Annotated in this window: 16 protein-coding genes; 6 read left to right on the top strand and 10 right to left on the bottom strand. The window is 58.9% G+C overall.

The window, feature by feature from the left end; all coding sequences use genetic code 11:
* Positions 1–271: 271 nt before the first annotated feature.
* From CQ017_RS00870 to CQ017_RS00860, 3 genes are all read right to left on the bottom strand, one after another.
* Positions 272–1120, bottom strand: coding sequence for an SDR family oxidoreductase (locus tag CQ017_RS00870; protein WP_096284466.1), 849 nt, complete (start codon positions 1118–1120; stop codon positions 272–274).
* Positions 1121–1592: 472 nt separating this feature from the next.
* Entirely contained in the window at positions 1593–2054 is a 462-nt protein-coding gene (locus CQ017_RS00865) for a DUF3817 domain-containing protein (RefSeq protein WP_096284464.1), read from the bottom strand.
* A gap of 495 nt (positions 2055–2549) precedes the next feature.
* Complete coding sequence (locus CQ017_RS00860; protein ID WP_105552121.1) at positions 2550–2909, bottom strand: helix-turn-helix transcriptional regulator; 360 nt, start codon at positions 2907–2909, stop codon at positions 2550–2552.
* A gap of 337 nt (positions 2910–3246) precedes the next feature.
* Here CQ017_RS00860 and zapE point away from each other — a divergent pair, with 337 nt between their 5' ends.
* The 6 genes from zapE (at position 3247) to CQ017_RS00830 (ending at position 7883) form a co-directional block, all read left to right on the top strand.
* Positions 3247–4311, top strand: coding sequence for an AFG1/ZapE family ATPase (gene zapE, locus CQ017_RS00855; RefSeq protein ID WP_105552120.1), 1065 nt, complete (start codon positions 3247–3249; stop codon positions 4309–4311).
* Entirely contained in the window at positions 4308–4952 is a 645-nt protein-coding gene (locus CQ017_RS00850; protein WP_105552119.1) for a peptide deformylase, read from the top strand. Before zapE ends, CQ017_RS00850 begins: the two co-directional genes overlap by 4 nt.
* Entirely contained in the window at positions 4952–5800 is an 849-nt protein-coding gene (locus CQ017_RS00845; RefSeq protein WP_105552118.1) for a putative RNA methyltransferase, read from the top strand. The genes CQ017_RS00850 and CQ017_RS00845 overlap by 1 nt, the downstream gene beginning before the upstream one ends.
* A 103-nt stretch (positions 5801–5903) precedes the next feature.
* The gene (locus tag CQ017_RS00840; RefSeq protein ID WP_105552117.1) at positions 5904–6374 is read left to right on the top strand and encodes an NfeD family protein; all 471 of its coding nucleotides are present in this window, start codon (positions 5904–5906) and stop codon (positions 6372–6374) included.
* 55 nt (positions 6375–6429) lie between these two features.
* Positions 6430–7359 (top strand): SPFH domain-containing protein, encoded by a 930-nt coding sequence (locus CQ017_RS00835; protein WP_258133442.1) that lies wholly within the window; start codon positions 6430–6432, stop codon positions 7357–7359.
* Between the two features lie 176 nt (positions 7360–7535).
* Positions 7536–7883, top strand: coding sequence for an RNA polymerase-binding protein RbpA (locus CQ017_RS00830; protein ID WP_096284452.1), 348 nt, complete (start codon positions 7536–7538; stop codon positions 7881–7883).
* Positions 7884–7965: 82 nt separating this feature from the next.
* On the opposite strand, the gene CQ017_RS00825 is transcribed toward CQ017_RS00830, so the two are convergent.
* From CQ017_RS00825 to CQ017_RS00795, 7 genes are all read right to left on the bottom strand, one after another.
* Positions 7966–8694, bottom strand: coding sequence for a polyprenol monophosphomannose synthase (locus CQ017_RS00825; RefSeq protein ID WP_096284450.1), 729 nt, complete (start codon positions 8692–8694; stop codon positions 7966–7968).
* Between the two features lie 381 nt (positions 8695–9075).
* Positions 9076–10665, bottom strand: coding sequence for an amidohydrolase (locus CQ017_RS00820; protein WP_105552116.1), 1590 nt, complete (start codon positions 10663–10665; stop codon positions 9076–9078).
* 34 nt (positions 10666–10699) lie between these two features.
* Positions 10700–13483: an RNA helicase gene (locus CQ017_RS00815; RefSeq protein WP_105552115.1), complete on the bottom strand. Its 2784-nt coding sequence runs from the start codon at positions 13481–13483 to the stop codon at positions 10700–10702.
* Positions 13484–13541: 58 nt separating this feature from the next.
* Positions 13542–14393, bottom strand: coding sequence for a twin-arginine translocase subunit TatC (gene tatC, locus CQ017_RS00810; protein WP_258133441.1), 852 nt, complete (start codon positions 14391–14393; stop codon positions 13542–13544).
* 9 nt (positions 14394–14402) lie between these two features.
* Positions 14403–14618 (bottom strand): Sec-independent protein translocase subunit TatA, encoded by a 216-nt coding sequence (gene tatA / locus CQ017_RS00805; RefSeq protein WP_096284442.1) that lies wholly within the window; start codon positions 14616–14618, stop codon positions 14403–14405.
* 32 nt (positions 14619–14650) lie between these two features.
* Positions 14651–15010 carry a hypothetical protein gene (locus tag CQ017_RS00800; RefSeq protein WP_105552114.1) on the bottom strand — a complete coding sequence of 120 codons (360 nt, stop codon included), beginning with the start codon at positions 15008–15010 and terminating at the stop codon, positions 14651–14653.
* A gap of 3 nt (positions 15011–15013) precedes the next feature.
* Entirely contained in the window at positions 15014–17017 is a 2004-nt protein-coding gene (locus CQ017_RS00795) for a YafY family protein (RefSeq protein ID WP_105552113.1), read from the bottom strand.
* Positions 17018–17075: the final 58 nt, after the last annotated feature.

Genomic DNA, 17075 nt, shown 5'->3' with positions numbered 1-17075 from the left:
AAGGCAGATCATTGGTGAGGGAACTGAAGACGATGCGGTTGTTTGTGAAGCTCCGCGCTCGGTGGCGGCGCCTCGCGATCGAGGGGTGCCGCGCCCCACATTTCGTTTACCGATCGGTGCCGGGCTGTTGAATCGCTGCCATGTCGGCGGTTTCTGCAAGTAAGAAGGCCGGGACCGGAGGCTAGTAGCCCGCGCCCCGTTCAGCAGGGAAGCACGTCTGGACTTGGGACGGGCGTTCGCCGTGGGCAACAAGCAGAAAGCGCTATTCCTCTCAGCCTGCCTTCTTCTGTGTCGTTGCGAACTCTTGTCCGGCCTTGGTGCCGCCATCGACCAGAATATCGATCCCGGTCAGGTAGCCAGGTGCTTCACTGGCGCAGAACGCGATAACAGCCGCGACTTCCTCGGGCTTGCCGAATCGCTTGATTGCTGCCGACTTGATGAGGTCGCCGGCCCCGTGGTTCTCCTCCAGACGCCCCATTGCGGTGTCGAAGCTCCCCGGGGAGACCGAAACGACCCGTGCTCCCAACTCGCCGAACCGCGCCGCAACGAAACGGCTGTACCAGTGGACGAAGTTCTTGCTGATCGCGTAGGCCAGACCAGCTTTCAGCTTTGGGCCGACGAGCCTCGCTCGCTTAACGATCGCTTGCTCAAAGGCGTCGGGCTGTTGCTCGGCGCGTCGGAAAGCACGCGACGGAATCAGCAGCTTGGGAATGCTATGCCCGGCGGTTGATGCCACATTGACCAGTGCGTCGCCGGTGGCCGCCCTGGAGAGAAACGCCTGCGCAATGTTGACTGTGCCAGTTGCATTTATGCGGGCGATGCGTTCAGCCGTACCCATTTGCGGACTGATGCCAGCGGCGTGGACCACCGCGCGAACGTGGCTTCCCTCAGAGACCGCGCACTGAAAAAGGTGCTCGACGGACGCTTTCTCGGCAATATCGCACACTATGCCCGTTGCATCGATTCCGGCCATATCCAGCTCGCGCACTGCATCATCGAGGCGCGTCTGGTCGAGGTCTGCCAGTACGATTCGGTGGTCGCGCCCCATGAGTCTTGCCGTTGCTATTCCCATGCCGCCGGTCCCACCAGTGATGATTACTGTCGGTAGTTCAATTGACATGGCGGTCCTCTTCATTTGGGAAGGCAGGGGATTGTGCCCTAGTTGGTAGACAGCTGGAAATTCGGGTTGAGTACAGAGCTGCAATATCGCTGGTTCCTAGCCGTAGCCATCGTTTGACTGATGGCTGCGGATGTCCCGGGTGCCGGGCCAGCGGATCAGCTGTGTTGCTGCGTTCCACGTCGAGGTCTGGCTGATCAGGATTCTAGCGTAATCTTCTTGGATCGTCGCGGGCCGGTTCCATGCCTAATAGTCTAAGCACCACTAGGACTAATTCCGTCTGGAAGGTTCTGAGTCATCTGAACCGAGGCGGGGGAGCGCGGAGCCGATCCCGGACATCGACCCGATTGACCCGCGTTTGGTAGAACGCTTCCAAGTGTTCGGGACTAGTGGTTGTCGCGGGTGTAGCAAAACAACCTCGCACCAAAATGCATTGGGCAGCCGGGCCGACACATCCATGGTCTATTGCAGGGTGCTAGCCGCGTCCGCCCGGAGGGCCAAGGACCAGCATGGTCGAGAAAATCCCGACTACCGCAAGCAACAGGATCGCTCCGGTCAGCACCGGACGGCCCACCATCCAACGCATGGCTGCATCGGTCCATTTTCTGTCATCAGGATGGTCGCTCGCAGTTGTGCGCCATGCGCCAACGAGCTTTCCCTTGTTCTCCAGCCACTTATCAAAGGGGATAGTGAGGTAAGGAATGATCGAGGTAGCCGCGGCGCCGATAATGAGACGTTTGCTCCAGCGCTGGTTCATGCCTACGAGAACCGACATGACCACGTAGGACAGGAAGACAAACCCATGGATAAAACCGGCAATGGATACGGGCCAATCGCCGACCTTTACCCCGTATTTTAGGATCATTGCGATGATGAGCATAGTCCAGGTGACGGCTTCGGCTCTGGCAACGGTGCGATAGAGGGCGCTTGGAGACATGGGCTGATTTCAGTCCTTGAGTGGTGGGGGAGAACAACTTCGAGATTATCTCTGCCTATAGACTATCGGCTCAGACTACGTGTGTTTAATTCGCGCATTCCGTTCAATCTGACAGCGCGTGAGCTGGCGCATTTTGCTTCCGCAGAAATGAGTTCCGCCATCTGTATGCCTTGCTTCTAAAAACAGTTGCCAACAGTCGCTATTTGGCAATCGATTCCCGCATCCGTGAAACCGATATCCTTGCCGTCCGGAGAGAATTATCCGCCCATATTGAACTGGATCTGCCTCAACTAAAATGAGACAGAAATTAGAATGCCCCCAACTGCAATTAGCCGGGGCAAATGCCATGAGCAAGACCGCCATGGGGAGTGCCAGATTTCCGTTACTTTACATAATGTAGATTATCGGCTCAATGACCAAAGGTTGGGTAGTGATGGTAACTGGCTACTTAGTACAGGATTGATTCGGAGAATGCGCCGCCGTCATTTGGCGCCTTTAGACGGCCGACTCGTCTTCATTGCTGATCCGAAGTCGGTATTCAGCGAAGTCCAATGTCTGCCCGATGAATTTCTTGAGTCTCTCGTCTTGCATCGAATAGATGACATGCCGACCAGATTTGCGCGTCTGCAGCACTCCGGTGGTTCGAAGCCTCGTAAGCAGCTGGCCAGCAACTGTTGGACTGACTCCAACGAATTGCGAAAGCTCCGACAAGGAATGCTCTGCCTTGGTCAGCGCCCAGAGCATTTGCAGCCTGGCTGGATCCGACAAGGTTTTGAGGATCGTCATGGACATGTCGAGCAGATCATTGGATATGATGTCCTCGCGTGCTGGCAACCCAGTGTATTCACTGGTCATGATCCCCACTCCTCGACTAGGCGCTTGGCCGGAGTTTGTGATGCCAGTGACGCGCCGCACAAAGAGGCCTCGGTGCAACCATTATGGTCACGAGAACGAATAAAGCGATAGCTTGGTCATGACTTTATGATTGCCTTGATCATAGGTGCGTCGATTTCATGAACCACTCCCCTAATAATAGTTGACACTTCAACTGTTGTAAATAGCCATTTGACTAGGCGCATTGCACTCCTTGATGTATTTCCATCAAGTTCACCTTGCCCTTTTGGTCCTCGAGACCGCTAGTGTCGGCGTGAAGAAAATTGGCAGTCGCTAGAGCTAATGGGAAGATTTACTCATGCCTTCACTTCTGCCTGCTAGATTGCTGCGCATCCGTCGAGTCGCGCAACGTAGGCGCCGTGTAATTTCAGCCCTGCAACGCCAGGGCTTCAGTCTCGACCAGCGTCAGCAAGATCTCGTCCAACTGCTGAGTCAAAGGCTTGCAAACCCGTCGACTCCAGCCACACGTGGCGTTTACGTCTATGGCCCGCCGGGACGTGGCAAATCGATGCTGCTAGACGCTTTCTGCGCCGATCTGGATCAGACCGTCACCGCGCGCTACCACTTCCATGAGTTCTTCCGAGCGATCAACAAGCCAGGCCAGCGTGCCGAGAAGCAGAGCCTTGGCTCGGTTTTCGCGCAGGGGTTGCAACGTGAACTCGCCGGCATCAAAATATTGCTGTTCGATGAGTTTCATTGCGTTGAACCAGGTGATGCCATGTTCATGGCCAAACTCGTCAGCTACTGCCAAGAACATGAAATCTTCCTGGTTACGACCTCGAACTACGAGCCAGAGAAGCTACTGGATGACGAGTACTTCCACCATCTCGCGCAGCCCACTATCGAGCTAATTCGTTCAACTTTCGATGTCTTCGAGCTGGATGCGGCCGTAGATTACCGCACGCTAGCGTCACCAGCTGGAAAGCGCCGCGAAGGCTACCGCGCTGGCACGCTCAACCCGGGTTACTCCCCTATCGACGAGTCAGATTTTGACGTGCACATTGAGGTTGGCTACGACAAAATCGGCCCCGCTAGATACCGCGGAGCAACCATTGAAATTTCTTTTGACCAGCTCTGCCGCACCCGCCGGAATACCGCGGACTACCTTACCCTCGCCTCCCAATTCAGCTGCTGGCACATCACCTCGGTACCCTCAAGCCAGTCCATGCCGATGGACGAAGAACGGCGATTCGCTAACCTCATTGATGTGTTCTACGACAGGGACCTTGAGGTGCACCTTTACACTCAAGATCGATTAGAGCATCTGGGCCATAGGCTGCACGACACCGAACGCGCCCGGCTCGAGTCGCGTTTGGCGCAATTGCAATATTCAGAAGAAGCAACTGATCGGACCACCCAGTGAATGACCGCAAAGACCTCGCTGCCAAAGACCTGACCGATCTGGTGGTTGGGATCTTGGCGGAGTCCAAGGATCAAGTCGTCCCGATAGTCCAGCTGGGGCACCCGGTACTGCGCCAACAAGCTCAGCGCTACGCGGGCCAGCTGCCCGCAGAGCTTCTCAACGAGCTGCTTGCGGTGATGCGAGCGACCATGTACGCCGCTCCCGGGGTTGGGCTCGCCGCGCCACAGATCGGCATCCCGTTGCAGATTGCGGTGCTCGAAGACTTGTACCCGATCGACGAGGAATCTGCTGCGCTACGCGAACGCACTCCCTTGGAATATCTGGAAATCTTCAATCCCAGCTACCGTGCAGCCGGTGAGCGTGAGGCGGTCTTCTATGAAGGCTGCCTGTCTTTCGAAGGATTCCAAGCGGTAGTTCATCGCCCCGCAGAGATCATCTCTAGTTACAGTGACCGCGAGGGATCAATGGTCACCCGTGAATTCTCTGGTTGGCAAGCACGAATTGTGCAACATGAAACGGATCACCTAGCGGGCACCGTCTACATCGACAAGGCGCTCACGCGTTCACTGATCGGCGAAGCCGAACTGTACCGCTACCCAGGACTTGATCTGGGCCAGGCCCGAGAAGAGCTGAAATTCTAATGTCGAATAGCACCACGGTCCTGTGCCCGGTCTGCGATCAATCCTTGTTCCTATCCACCGAGCCGCGACGCAACCTGAACTGCCCGGACGGACACCGTTTTGATGCGGCTAAGCAAGGGTATTTCAACTTCTTAACTGGCCGCGGGACAAACTTCATCGAAGATACTGGGCCAATGGTCAACGCCCGCGAGAACTTCCAGAACCAAGGGCACTACGCGCCCTTGGCGAAGGAGCTCAGTGCTTCCATTGCCGGACACCATCCAGAGAACAAGCTTGACGTGCTCGACGCCGGCGCCGGAACTGGCTACTACCTGGGCGAAATGATCGCTTCGGCATCCGCAGCCGAGGTTGACGCGCTGGCCTTGGACATTTCACGCTATGCCATGCGGAGGGCGGCGAAACTGCCACATACGCTGGCCATGGTGTGGGATGTCTGGCGTCGCCTACCGTCGGCAGATCAATCGCGGGACGTGGTCCTGAACTGCTTTGCCCCACATAATCCAGCAGAGTTTCATCGCGTCCTACGCAAACGCGGTATTTGCTTGGTGGTCACCGCGGCGCAGGACCATCTGCAAGAGATCCGTGAGTCTTTGGGAATGCTTGGGATCGCAGAAAACAAAGAGGCATCGTTAATCGAAAAGTTCGGTGCCGCGGGATTGCGGCACCAGCAGTCGACAAACTTGAGCTATGCGATGGATCTGCAGACCAGTGACCTGTTCAACTTGGCCTTCATGGGACCGGCAGGACATCACCTCTCCCCCGAGGTTTTACGCGCAAAGACCGATTCCCTCGGAGCGCAAAGAGTCAACGCATCCTTTGGAGTACATATATTCGTCCGCGAAGGCTAGAAAATACCCCAAAATGACTACCGCTTTTCTTGTCTCATTACGGCAGAATGGAGCAAAGGCCACTCGCAATTGGCCCTTGCTCTTTTGAACGAAGGTGGATGCCATGACAACGGCAGAATGGATTATCAGCAATGCCTGGGTCATTTGGCTCGCGCTATTCCTGCTGTTGGCCATAATTGAAATGATCTCGCTGGATCTTTACTTCGTCATGCTTGGCGTAGGCGCGTTGGGCGGTGTCGCCGTAGCGCTTTTCGACGGACCTATCTGGTTGCAAGTAGTCGTTTTCTGTTTGATGTCGCTGTTGATGATCTTCTTGGTCAGGCCGGTTGCCATTAAGCACCTGAAGAAATCGCCCGAAGGCTTCCGAACGAATATTGAGCGCTTGATCGGACAGGATGCACTGATTCTGGAACCTACATCGCGTCTGTCCGGATCTGCAAAAATTGCCGGTGAAATCTGGACCGCCCGAGCCGAAGCGAATGCGGCGACCATGTCGCCAGGTTCCTACGCGGTAGTCAGCCGCATCCAGGGCGCCACCGCGTACCTCAACCCCGCGCCGAAAGACGAAGCCTAGCTTCGTCACGGTTTAACCCCTCCATTACTACGCACTAGGAAAGAGAGTACACACCATGCAAAATGGATTTGGCACGACAATTGTACTTGTCGTCCTGGCGATCTTCGTGATCGTTGTTCTGTTGCGCAGTGTTCGTATCGTGCCGCAAGCACGCGCTGGCATTGTGGAACGTCTCGGCAAATACAATCGAACCCTCAACCCGGGGCTGACGCTACTGATCCCATTCGTGGATCGACTGCTGCCAATGCTTGATCTGCGTGAGCAGGTTGTTTCCTTCCCACCGCAGCCGGTGATTACCGAAGACAACCTCGTGGTCTCGATCGATACCGTGATCTACTACCAGATCACCGAACCACGCGCCGCCACCTACGAAATCGCTAATTACATTCAGGCGGTAGAGCAGCTCACCACCACCACGCTTCGTAACGTCGTCGGTGGCTTGAACCTGGAAGAGGCTTTGACCAGCCGCGACCAGATCAACGGCCAGCTGCGTGGTGTCTTGGACGAAGCTACCGGCAAATGGGGCATTCGTGTCTCTCGCGTCGAGCTGAAGGCCATCGATCCACCCATCTCGATCCAGGATTCGATGGAGAAGCAGATGCGCGCGGATCGAGATCGCCGTGCGGCGATCCTGACCGCCGAAGGCGTCAAGCAGTCCTCGATCCTGACCGCCGAAGGCCAGCGCCAGTCTTCGATCCTGAAGGCCGAAGGTGATGCCCAGGCATCGATCTTGCGCGCAGATGGCGAATCCCAAGCCATTCAGAAGGTCTTCGATGCAATTCACGCCGGTAAGCCGGATTCCGAATTGCTCGCGTACCAGTACCTGCAGACCTTGCCGAAACTGGCCGAGGGTACGAGCAACACGCTCTGGGTTATCCCTAGCGAGCTGACCGAGGCCTTGAAGGGTATTGGCGGCGCGTTCAGCAACAGCCAGAACCCGGGCGAAGGACCGGTAGAGCCGCCAAAAAACAACTCGGGAATCTAATTTCAGAGCATGTAGGGTGAAATATCATCAGTTCGATGGCGGGGTGCGCATGACGTACCCCGCCATCGACGCGTATAATGGATGTTTTGGTGTCGCGAATATTCCCTGGGAATTATTTAGTGAGACCAATCGTTGGTACGTGTAGCGAATTCTTTAAAACACCGCGGAGGGAAATCATGAGCGATCGCAGCCTACGAGGCATGCGCCTGGGTGCACAGAGCATGGAATCTGAGGCAGGTGTGGAGCCGGCTGCCCGTCAGCGTGTGGAGTACCGTACCGAAGAGGGCGAAGGTATTTTCATCGTCTTCGCAGCCGAAGCCGAAATTCCTGCCACTTGGCTCACCAAGAGCGGCAAAGAGGCAAAGCTGGTCCACGGCGAGGCCAACGCCCCTGAAGCAGCGAACGAAAAGCCGGTACGTACCCACTGGGACATGCTGCTAGAGCGTCGCAGCACGGAAGAACTTGAGAAGATCTTGGGCGACCGCCTGACCCACCTGCGCGTTTCGCGAGGCGAATCAGCGTAGTTTTCGAAGCTTCTGCAGAAAAGGGAGGCGGTTTCCAACTCATCGAGTTGGAAACCGCCTCCCTTTTTCTATGCTCTTGGCGCTACTTCTTGGAAGTCAGTTTCTTCCAACGCGCGCCTAGTCCCCAACGGGTCACGTTCCACATTGCTTCGAACACGATGTTTCCGCTCATCTTCGAATCGCCAAGTTCACGTTCCACGAAAGTTACCGGAACCTCGACGATCTTCTTGCGCAGCATCGCCACACGGAAGGTCATGTCGACCTGGAATCCGTAGCCGCGGGACTCTACTGCGTCGAAATCGATCGCTTCGAGGGTGGTGCGCTTGAAGGCGCGGTATCCGGCGGTAATGTCGCGCAGCGGCAGGCCGAGCATGGTGCGAGCGTAGAAGCTGCCACCGCGGGAGATCAGCTTGCGGTGCAGCGGCCAGTTGACGACCTCGCCGCCCTTGACCCAGCGTGAGCCGATGACGAGGTCGGCGCCGGCGGCGCTGGCCTCCAGCAGGCGTGGAAGCTGCTCAGGCATGTGCGAGCCATCGGCGTCCATTTCCACCAGCACGTCGTAGTCGCGTTCCAGCGCCCAGCGGAAGCCGGCGATGTAGGCCGCGCCCAGGCCTTCCTTGCCGGTCCGGTGAAGTACGTGGACCGATGAGTCCTCGGCCGCGAACTTATCGGCAAGTTCACCGGTGCCGTCCGGGGAGTTATCGTCCACGATCAAAACATCCGAATCCGGAACGGCCTGTCGAAGACGCCCCACAGTCAGTGGGAGCGACTCCAATTCGTTATAAGTCGGAATGATCGTAATGACGCGCACGCGGCGGCACCTTTCTAGATATACAACAGAAGTTCCAACCTGCGGACAGGGCGGAGAGTAAAGCCAAATTCAAAGTATAGTCACCCGGAAACCCGCAGCACTATTAGACACAGCAATCCCCGGTGACTTCGGCCCAATCTCACATGCGCGAAGCGTGCGAAATGTTATCTAAGGTCACCGGGGATCGCTATCGTACTGCGTCGTTTCGAACGCAATGCAGTGCATTACGATGAGGCGCTGTCCCCCAGCCTAGTCGTTCCCCTACCCCGGCTGTCAACCATATGGTGACTACAATCTTCACTAAATCTATACTTGTCAAAGGCTAGATTTGTGATATTGAAGAACTTGCGGCAGTGGGGATTATGCTCAGGGCTAATTCCGCTAATCCAACCGGTCGAAGATCGTTACACCGGCACGCACGGTTCGCAAGCACAGCGGAATCTCTTCATCAACCACCGGAAGCATCGGCGTTCCCGCACGAGCATCGGTACTCCAGGAACTAATTCGCTCATCCGGGGTCTGAATCGCCAATTCGGACGCGCTCCACACAGCGAAAGTGGCCGGAGCGCCGATGACCAGCTGCCCGGCAAACGGGTTCAGCTCGCCCATCGCACGATAGGTCGAGCGGGTTTGGCCCATGAATCCGGCGCGAGCCGAAATACTTGCCTCCGGGTTGCTCATGGACATGGCCGCGCGCACCACGGCCCAGCCATCGACCTCGGTGACCGGGGCGTCCGAGCCAAGCACCAGCGGAACGCCGCTGGAGAGCATGGCAGAAAGATTATTCATCGTTGCCGAGCGCTCGCCCAGGCGTTGCTCGTACATGCCCTCAGGGCCGCCCCAGAGCGCGTCGAAGCCCGGCTGCATGGAGACGGTGATCGAGTAGGAAAGCAAGCGTGCACGAGTTGGCTCATCTACCATTTCCACATGTTCCAAGCGGTGCCGCGCCGACTGCAGCTTGGCGATGCCGATCCGCTGCGCCGCAGCATCAAAGCCCTCGAGCAGCAAGTCCAGGGCCGCATCGCCGATCACGTGGAAAGCCGCCTGGATCCCCTGCTCCGAGCAGGCAATCAGGTGTCCGGAGATCTGCTCGACGCTCAGATAGGCCTGGCCGCGGTGGCCGGGCTGATCGCTGTAGTCTTCACGCAAGAAGGCAGAGCGGCTGCCGAGGGAGCCGTCCACGCTCAGGTCTCCACCGAGGCCAAGCACCCGGCCCTGCGGGAAGGAACGCATCAGTTCATCGGCCTGTTCGGCGCTGTCCACCAGCTCGCCCCAGTATGCGTAGACCTGCGGCAAAGCCGAGAGGTCCGCGGCCAGCAGCTGGTCCAGCGCCGCACGGCCCTCGAGCTGCGGGGCGGCCATCTCCACGACCGTGGCAAAGCCACGCGAGGCGTAGTGTTCCAGGGCCAGCTGCTGGAATTGTTCCACCGCTGGGCCTTGGGTCAGCAACGCCCGGCGTACCTCGTCGTGCTCGGCGCCGCGGACAAGGCCGGAGTCGACGGAGCCCAGACCTAGCCGGTCCAGCAGCTCCCGGTTCACCAGGGCGCTGTGCACGTCGCGCCTGGACAGGTAATATGGCCGGCCAGCGGCGGCCGAGGTCAGATCGGTTTCGTTCGGAAGCGAAGGGTCGGACCACGCAGTTTCATCCCAGCCCTGGCCGACCACCACATCTTCAGCGGTTTTGGCGCGCTGCGCCAGCAGGCCCAGCAGTGCCGTGGCCGAGCCGGCGCCGGTCAGGTCCGCTCCCCCGAGGCTGCGGCCGAGGGCCGCCAAATGGGCATGGGACTCTACAAACGCCGGGGTCACCAAGGCGCCTTGAAGATCTATCACCCGATCGGCCTTCGCCGCATAACGGTCGGCGGCCTCTTCACCGCCCAGCCAGGCGACGGTATCCCCGTCGATGACCAGAGCCGTTGCGAAAGGATCGGCCGCGGAATAGATGGATCCATTGCGGTACAAGGTTAGTGCCACGAGTTATTTTCCTTTGCTCTCAAACCGGCTGCGATTAATCAAGGACGTTCGAATAGGCGATGACCCCACGCTTGACCAGGTCAACTGCCTGACGCGCGGACCTGACCAGCTCCACCGGCAGGTCGGTGTTCTTGGCGAACTGGTCCAAGGTGTCGATGACCTGCTTGGCCCAGCGCACAAAGTCGCCCGGAGCCATATCTCCCCCGCGCAGTGCGCTGTTGAGCGAAGCGCCGCGCGACCACTTGTACATGGGCCAGATCAGTCCGGCCTCAGGCGGTGCGGTGGGGTTCAACCCCAGTGCCTCCTCGGCGTCCGACAGCGTGCCCCAGATATTGATCGTCTGGGTCCAGATATCGCCGACCCGGTCGGTGGGCATCTTCGGATCGGGCCTGTCGTAGTCACGGCGCCCCTGGTAGACCAGCGCCGCAACCACCGCGCAGAGCTCTTCGGGGTGCAGCCCGTTGAGCTTGCCGGTTTCCAGGACTTGGCTGGTCAACAGGTCGCGTTCGCCATAGATGCGACGCAGCCGACGGCCCGAGGCGGTAATTTCGTAGTCTTCGCCGTCATTGCTGGGAATCAGGTAGTCGAACCGCTCGAGGACCTTGCAGACCTTGTCGAACTCGGTGGCGATCGTATTGGTGCGCCCGCGGATCGCGCGACGTGCCTTGTCCGTGTCCTTCTTCAGCTTCCAGTACCTATCGGCCCAGCGCATATGCGCATCCCGGTCGGAGCAGGCATGGCAGGGGTGGTCCTTCATGGCCAGGCGCAGCTTGTCGCTCTCGCGCTCGAAGGAGTCTGCGCCGTCGAAATTGAAGCTCTGGGCGTCCTGACGCGGAGGGCGTTCATCGGCGATCGCATTGCGCAAGGCGGTGGCCAGATCCCGGCGTTCCTTCGGGCTCTTTCCGGTGAACCCCTTGGGGATCCGGATGCGGGAGATGATCTCTATCGGACCGTTGAGGTCATCGACGGAGAGCCGGCGCAGTTGGCCTTCTTCGGTCAGTACCGTGTGGCGCGGGTTGTACAGCGACTCGTCCAGGGCGACGATGACCGCCCGCCCGAATCGTCGTCCGCCGGGCAGATCGACGACATCGCCGCGGATCACCGACTGCAGGGAATTTTCTGCGGCCGAGCGGCGGAGGTTCTTGCGGTTCTTGGCCGCCCGCTTCTCGGCTTCGGAAAGGTCGCGTTGGAGTTTCAGATATTCGCGGAAGTCCCCCAGATGGCATTCCATGGACTTCTCGTAGCCGGCCAACGACTCCTCACGCGAACGCACCTGCCGCGCCATGCCGACCACCGAACGGTCCGCCTGATACTGCGCGAAAGACGACTCCAGGATCTGGCGGGTCTGTTCGCGTCCGAACTGCGCCAGCAGGTTGGTGGACATGTTGTAGGTCGGACGGAAGGAGGAATTCAGCGGGTAGGTACGCCGGGAGGCCAACCCGGCCAAGGCTTCCGGTTCGATATCCGGATTCCACAGCACGATCGAGTGGCCCTCGACATCGATGCCGCGGCGACCTGCGCGCCCGGTGAGCTGGGTGTACTCCCCCGAGGAGATCTGCACATGGGACTCGCCGTTGAATTTCACCAGCTTTTCCAGTACCACCGAACGGGCCGGCATATTAACGCCCAAGGCCAGCGTTTCGGTCGCGAAGACCACCTTGATCAGATTTCGGGCGAAAAGGTCCTCCACAATCTCTTTGAAGATCGGCAGAAGGCCTGCATGGTGCGAGGCGATCCCGCGCAACAGTCCGTCGCGCCAGGACCAGAATTCGAGCACATCGAGGTCCTCACCGGGTATCCGGTAAGCGACCTCGTCCAGCACCTCGGCAATCTGCGCGGCTTCCTCGTTCGTAGTGAGCCGCAGATCTGCCGCAACGCACTGCTGCAGGGCCATATCGCAGCCCTTGCGGGAGAAGATGAAGAAGATCGCCGGCAGCAGTTCGGCCTTATCCAGCCGGGAGATCACGTCGCGGCGGCTGACCCGGCGGCTTAGGCCCGGTCCTTGGGCACGGCCGCGTTGCAGTCCCCGTCCACCACGCTGCGGGCGTCCGGCCGGACGGTTGCTGCGAACCAGCTTGCGCAGCTCGGGGTTGACGCTGATCTTGGCATCCTCGTCGGCCGCCCGGTCGAAGGCGACGTCTTCGGCGAAGAGATCCACAAGCTCAGGGCCGACCATCACGTGCTGGAAGAGCGGGACCGGGCGATGCTCGGAGACGATGATGTCGGTCTGCCCGCGCACGGTATCCAGCCAACCGCCGAATTCCTCGGCGTTGGATACGGTGGCCGACAAGGAAATTGTCTGCACGTTCGAGGGCAGGTGAATGATGACTTCTTCCCACACCGCGCCGCGGAACTTATCGGCGAGGTAGTGGACCTCATCCATGATCACGTAGCCCAGCCCATCCAGCGTGCGGGAGTCGGCATAGAGCATATTGCGCAGCACTTCGGTGGTCATGACGACCACCTGGGCTTCGCTGTTGATCGAGGTGTCACCGGTGAGCAGCCCGACCTGCTCCGGCCCGTAGCGTTTGACCAGTTCGGAATACTTCTGGTTGCTCAACGCCTTGATCGGGGTGGTGTAGAAAGCCTTGCGGTGCTCGTGAATCGCCTGATAGATAGCGAATTCACCGACTACCGTCTTGCCCGCACCAGTGGGCGCGGCGACCAGCACGCTATGGCCGTTGGCCACCGACTGGCAGGCTTGGGACTGGAATTCATCGAGGTTGAAGGACACGCTGGCACGGAAGTCGGGCAAATAGGTGCCGCTTTCGACCCGTCGTTCCTTGGAATTCGCGTATCGCTCCGCGGGTGAAGTCACTATCGGCCGTTCACTTTCTGGAACGGGATCGCCGTTCCGAAACACTTAGCTATTGCTGCTAGACCTCGGTACTTGGTTCATCGATCGATGAGGCGGTCCCGTCCGCCATATTCTCGTTTGCCGCATCTTGTGCCGCCTGCTTCTTGGCCCGCTTCTTGTCGTTCAGGAAGCAGAACAGCGTGGCCGCGGCGAAGGTCAGGAAGAGCGGTCCGGCTAGCGCAAACATGGTGATCGCGTCGCCGCCTGGTGCCGCCATGGCTGCCACGAGGGCAATGAGGAAGACGGTAATCCGCCAGTTCTTGAGAATGACCTTCGAATGCAGCACTCCAACCATGTTCAGACCCACCATCAAGACCGGCACCAGCATGGCAAGGCCGAAGGCGAGCAGCAGCCGGAAGATAAATGGCAGGTAGGTATCGATGGTGAACAGAGTTTCGGAATTCTCCGGCGCCAGCCCGATGAAGAACTGCAATGCGAAAGGAAGAACGAAATAGGCCATGGCCACGCCACCGAGGAACAACGGTGCAGCGGCCGCGGCGAAGGAATAGCCCAGGCGGCGTTCCTTCTTTTTCAGTCCGGGCACGATAAAGGCCCAGATCTGGTAGATCCAGACCGGGGAGGAAGCGACTACGCCAACGAAGATCGCGACCTTCAGCAGAATGTCGAAAGGAGACATCACCGCGGTAAAGTTCACCGATCCCCCGGCTGCCTTCACCGGTTCGATGAGCAGCGCCAGGAGGTCGTCGTAGAGGAAGAACCCCGCCACGGTACCGATCGCCAGGGCGATCAACGACTTGAAGAGCCGATTGCGCGCTTCGATCAGATGGTCTTTGAGGGACATCCGCCCCTCGGCGTCTTTGGCTCGCGCCTTCTTGCTGCCGCGCGGCGCCTTATCTTTGCTATTTACCACTGAAAAGGTCTACGAGTTGTTCTTTTCGTCGGGATTAGGTTCATTCACGGTCCCGTCAACGGTTTCCGGCTTGTCATCGTCTTTCATCTGGCGAACCTCAGACTTGAAAATACGCAGTGACTGTCCCATCGAGCGTGCCAAGCCTGGAAGCTTCGGCGCACCGAAGAGCAGCAATGCCAAAACGATAATGATGACCAAATGCCATCCCTGTAAACCACCAAACATGTTGGTTCCCTTCTCTCAAACTTAAGTCTACGTCAGAACAGATTCAGATCGCGCATGTTTTGCGCCTGTCCTCGATCACTGCGACGAGCCACGCGCTTGACACGTCGCGCCTCGATTCGTTCGGCTTTGCCCTTCAGCCTCTTCTTGGCGATCTTCTCTGGATCGCCATGAGTTGCATCGGTTCCGTGGGGGTACCGCCGTCCCACCGGCGCGTAGTCAACTACGCTGCCGGGCTTGGCAAATTCGCCGCTAATATGGTCAGCCGCGTCCGAAGCGCTGCCGAGCACGGCCATGCCGCGACGGAACAAACGGAAGCCGGCAAGCACCGCCAGGAGCAGCGTTGCAAGGACTAGGACGGTCCATAGGAGAACCCAAAACCACCAAGGAAGCATCTATCAATCCTCATACATTCTGATAGCGTCGTCCAACCACTTAGTCACGCGTTCGCGTGTAGCGTCAGGGGCGACTACAGCAATCTTACCGCCGTTGCGGGCTACCCAAGGGGCCGCAACGAGATGGTCCGATAGCTGCACTTTCGCAAGATGGCCCGAGTCAACCTTGGATTGAGACCATGCTACCGGGTTGAATGCCTCGATCACCGGCAGAACGTCTTGATGCACGAAAAATTCAACTTCTAGATCATCGCTGTTTGCCGAATAGCTGAAATCCAGCTTCTCGACATCCCGATGGCGCTCGGTGAGTTCAAAGCGCTCCCCGGTGAGCGTGACTTCGAGCACGCGGTCAACCCGGAAGGTGAGGATTGCCTCGCGGGTACGGCACCACGCACGCAGGTACTGGACCGGACCGTCTTCGATGATCCGCAAGGGTTCAATGACGCGCAACTGGTGGGTTTGCGAATTCGCCGAATAGTAGTCGATTTCCACGACGTCAGCGTGGCGCAGCGCCTGGATCAGCTGGCCCGGAATGTCATGCTCGCGGACCTGGTTCAAGGCAAAGCCCAAGGCGCCATTCCAGCCCTCGAAGCGTGCCACCGCGGCATTGATCTTCTCCAACGCGGTCTGCAGCACTTCGCGGTGCTCAAATTCCGGGATGCTGCCTAAGGCGTTCAAGCCGCCCAGCACCGCCACGGCCTCCAGCGGGGCAAGCTTTTGCGGTTCGGCAAGGAGGGCCGCGTTGGAGATGGTGACTACATCCGAATCCAGATCGCCATCGTTTACGTTGATCAGTTCATCGTGCTGGCCATTTGGCACCCCGCACATCATGATCATCGCCAGCTCGTCGCGAACCTTCGCCTGCGTCAACGAGTAGCGTTCGCACAACTCGCCGATCGTCGCCGAGCCTTGGGAGACCACGAACTGGATCATGTCGATATTCCGCATCACCTGCTGGGCGGTTGAGCTTCGTCCCATGGCACGGTGCGGCGTGAACTTTGCGCTCTTCACCGCCGGCCGCGTGGGAATATCGGCCTGCGCCGCACGAGCCCGGCGGAGGATTTCCGCCACCTGGGAAACCAGTTGCGCTGGTTCCAGGACCCTGATGGACGCCCCGAAGCTGGCTAGCTCGGCCGCAAAGGAATGCCGGTCGGCGTATCCGATATTGAGCGTCGCGGAGCTGCGCGTCCCGTTGATCGCACGGGCCCGCAGCGGAGTGGCCCGCTCGTCGAGCAGTTCGATGACCGCAAGATGCCCGGGGTTGCGCAGGTCAAAATCCTGGAGCACCCGAGTCATCGAAAAATCTTCTGGGCGTGCCCGGTAATCCCCGCTGGAGGCACCGTCGCGACGTACCTGGGTGGCAAAGTTTCCCTGCACGCGGTTGAGCCTGAAAACGCGCTGCGCGGCGCGCGAGTGGTCCCAGCCGGTGAAGTACCAGTTGCCGAATCGTTGGCCGATCCCCCACATATCCACGACGCGCTTGGTCGTGTTTCCCTGGGCGTCCTGGTAATCGAACTTCAGCGTTTTCCTGTTGAAGACCGCCAGCGCACAGCTCTTGAAATTTGGGTCGTCCATGGACAGCCGCGGGAGCATCGCCGCGGCATAAGGTGCGATGCTCAGCTCGGTGCTCTGCTTGCCGGTGATGCGCGCGGCGGCGTTGAGCGCGAGAGCTTGGAGTTTCGAATCCTTCCAGAGGCTCGCCGCAAGGGCGATCATCCCGGTTTCGGCGACAGTGAAGTCCACTGCGGGCAAGAACCAGTCGCTGGTATCGATCCGGTAGTACGCCGTCCCGTCGACGCTTTCGGAGATCAGCCGCAGCCCGAACTCGTTGCGGATCTCGTCCTTCAACCGTTCGATGGCCTTTTCACGGGCCTCCGGATTGCCACCGGGGTTCAGATAGTCTCCGATGCGTTCGGCATTGAACTTCCGTTCGGTAGTCGCCAACGCGTAGATGAGACTTGTCAGGCGTTCCGCCTTGCTGGGTCCGTCACTCTGCTTTGTGCTCACGTGCCTACCCTAACGAACTTCCGCGCCGATCTAAGACTTTGAAGACGAGGAAAGCCCC

The organism is Arthrobacter sp. MYb224, assembly GCF_002975455.1.
Lineage (GTDB): Bacteria > Actinomycetota > Actinomycetes > Actinomycetales > Micrococcaceae > Glutamicibacter.
The sequence above is the reverse complement of the archived record's forward strand: the minus strand, read 5'-3'. Positions and strand labels throughout refer to the sequence as shown.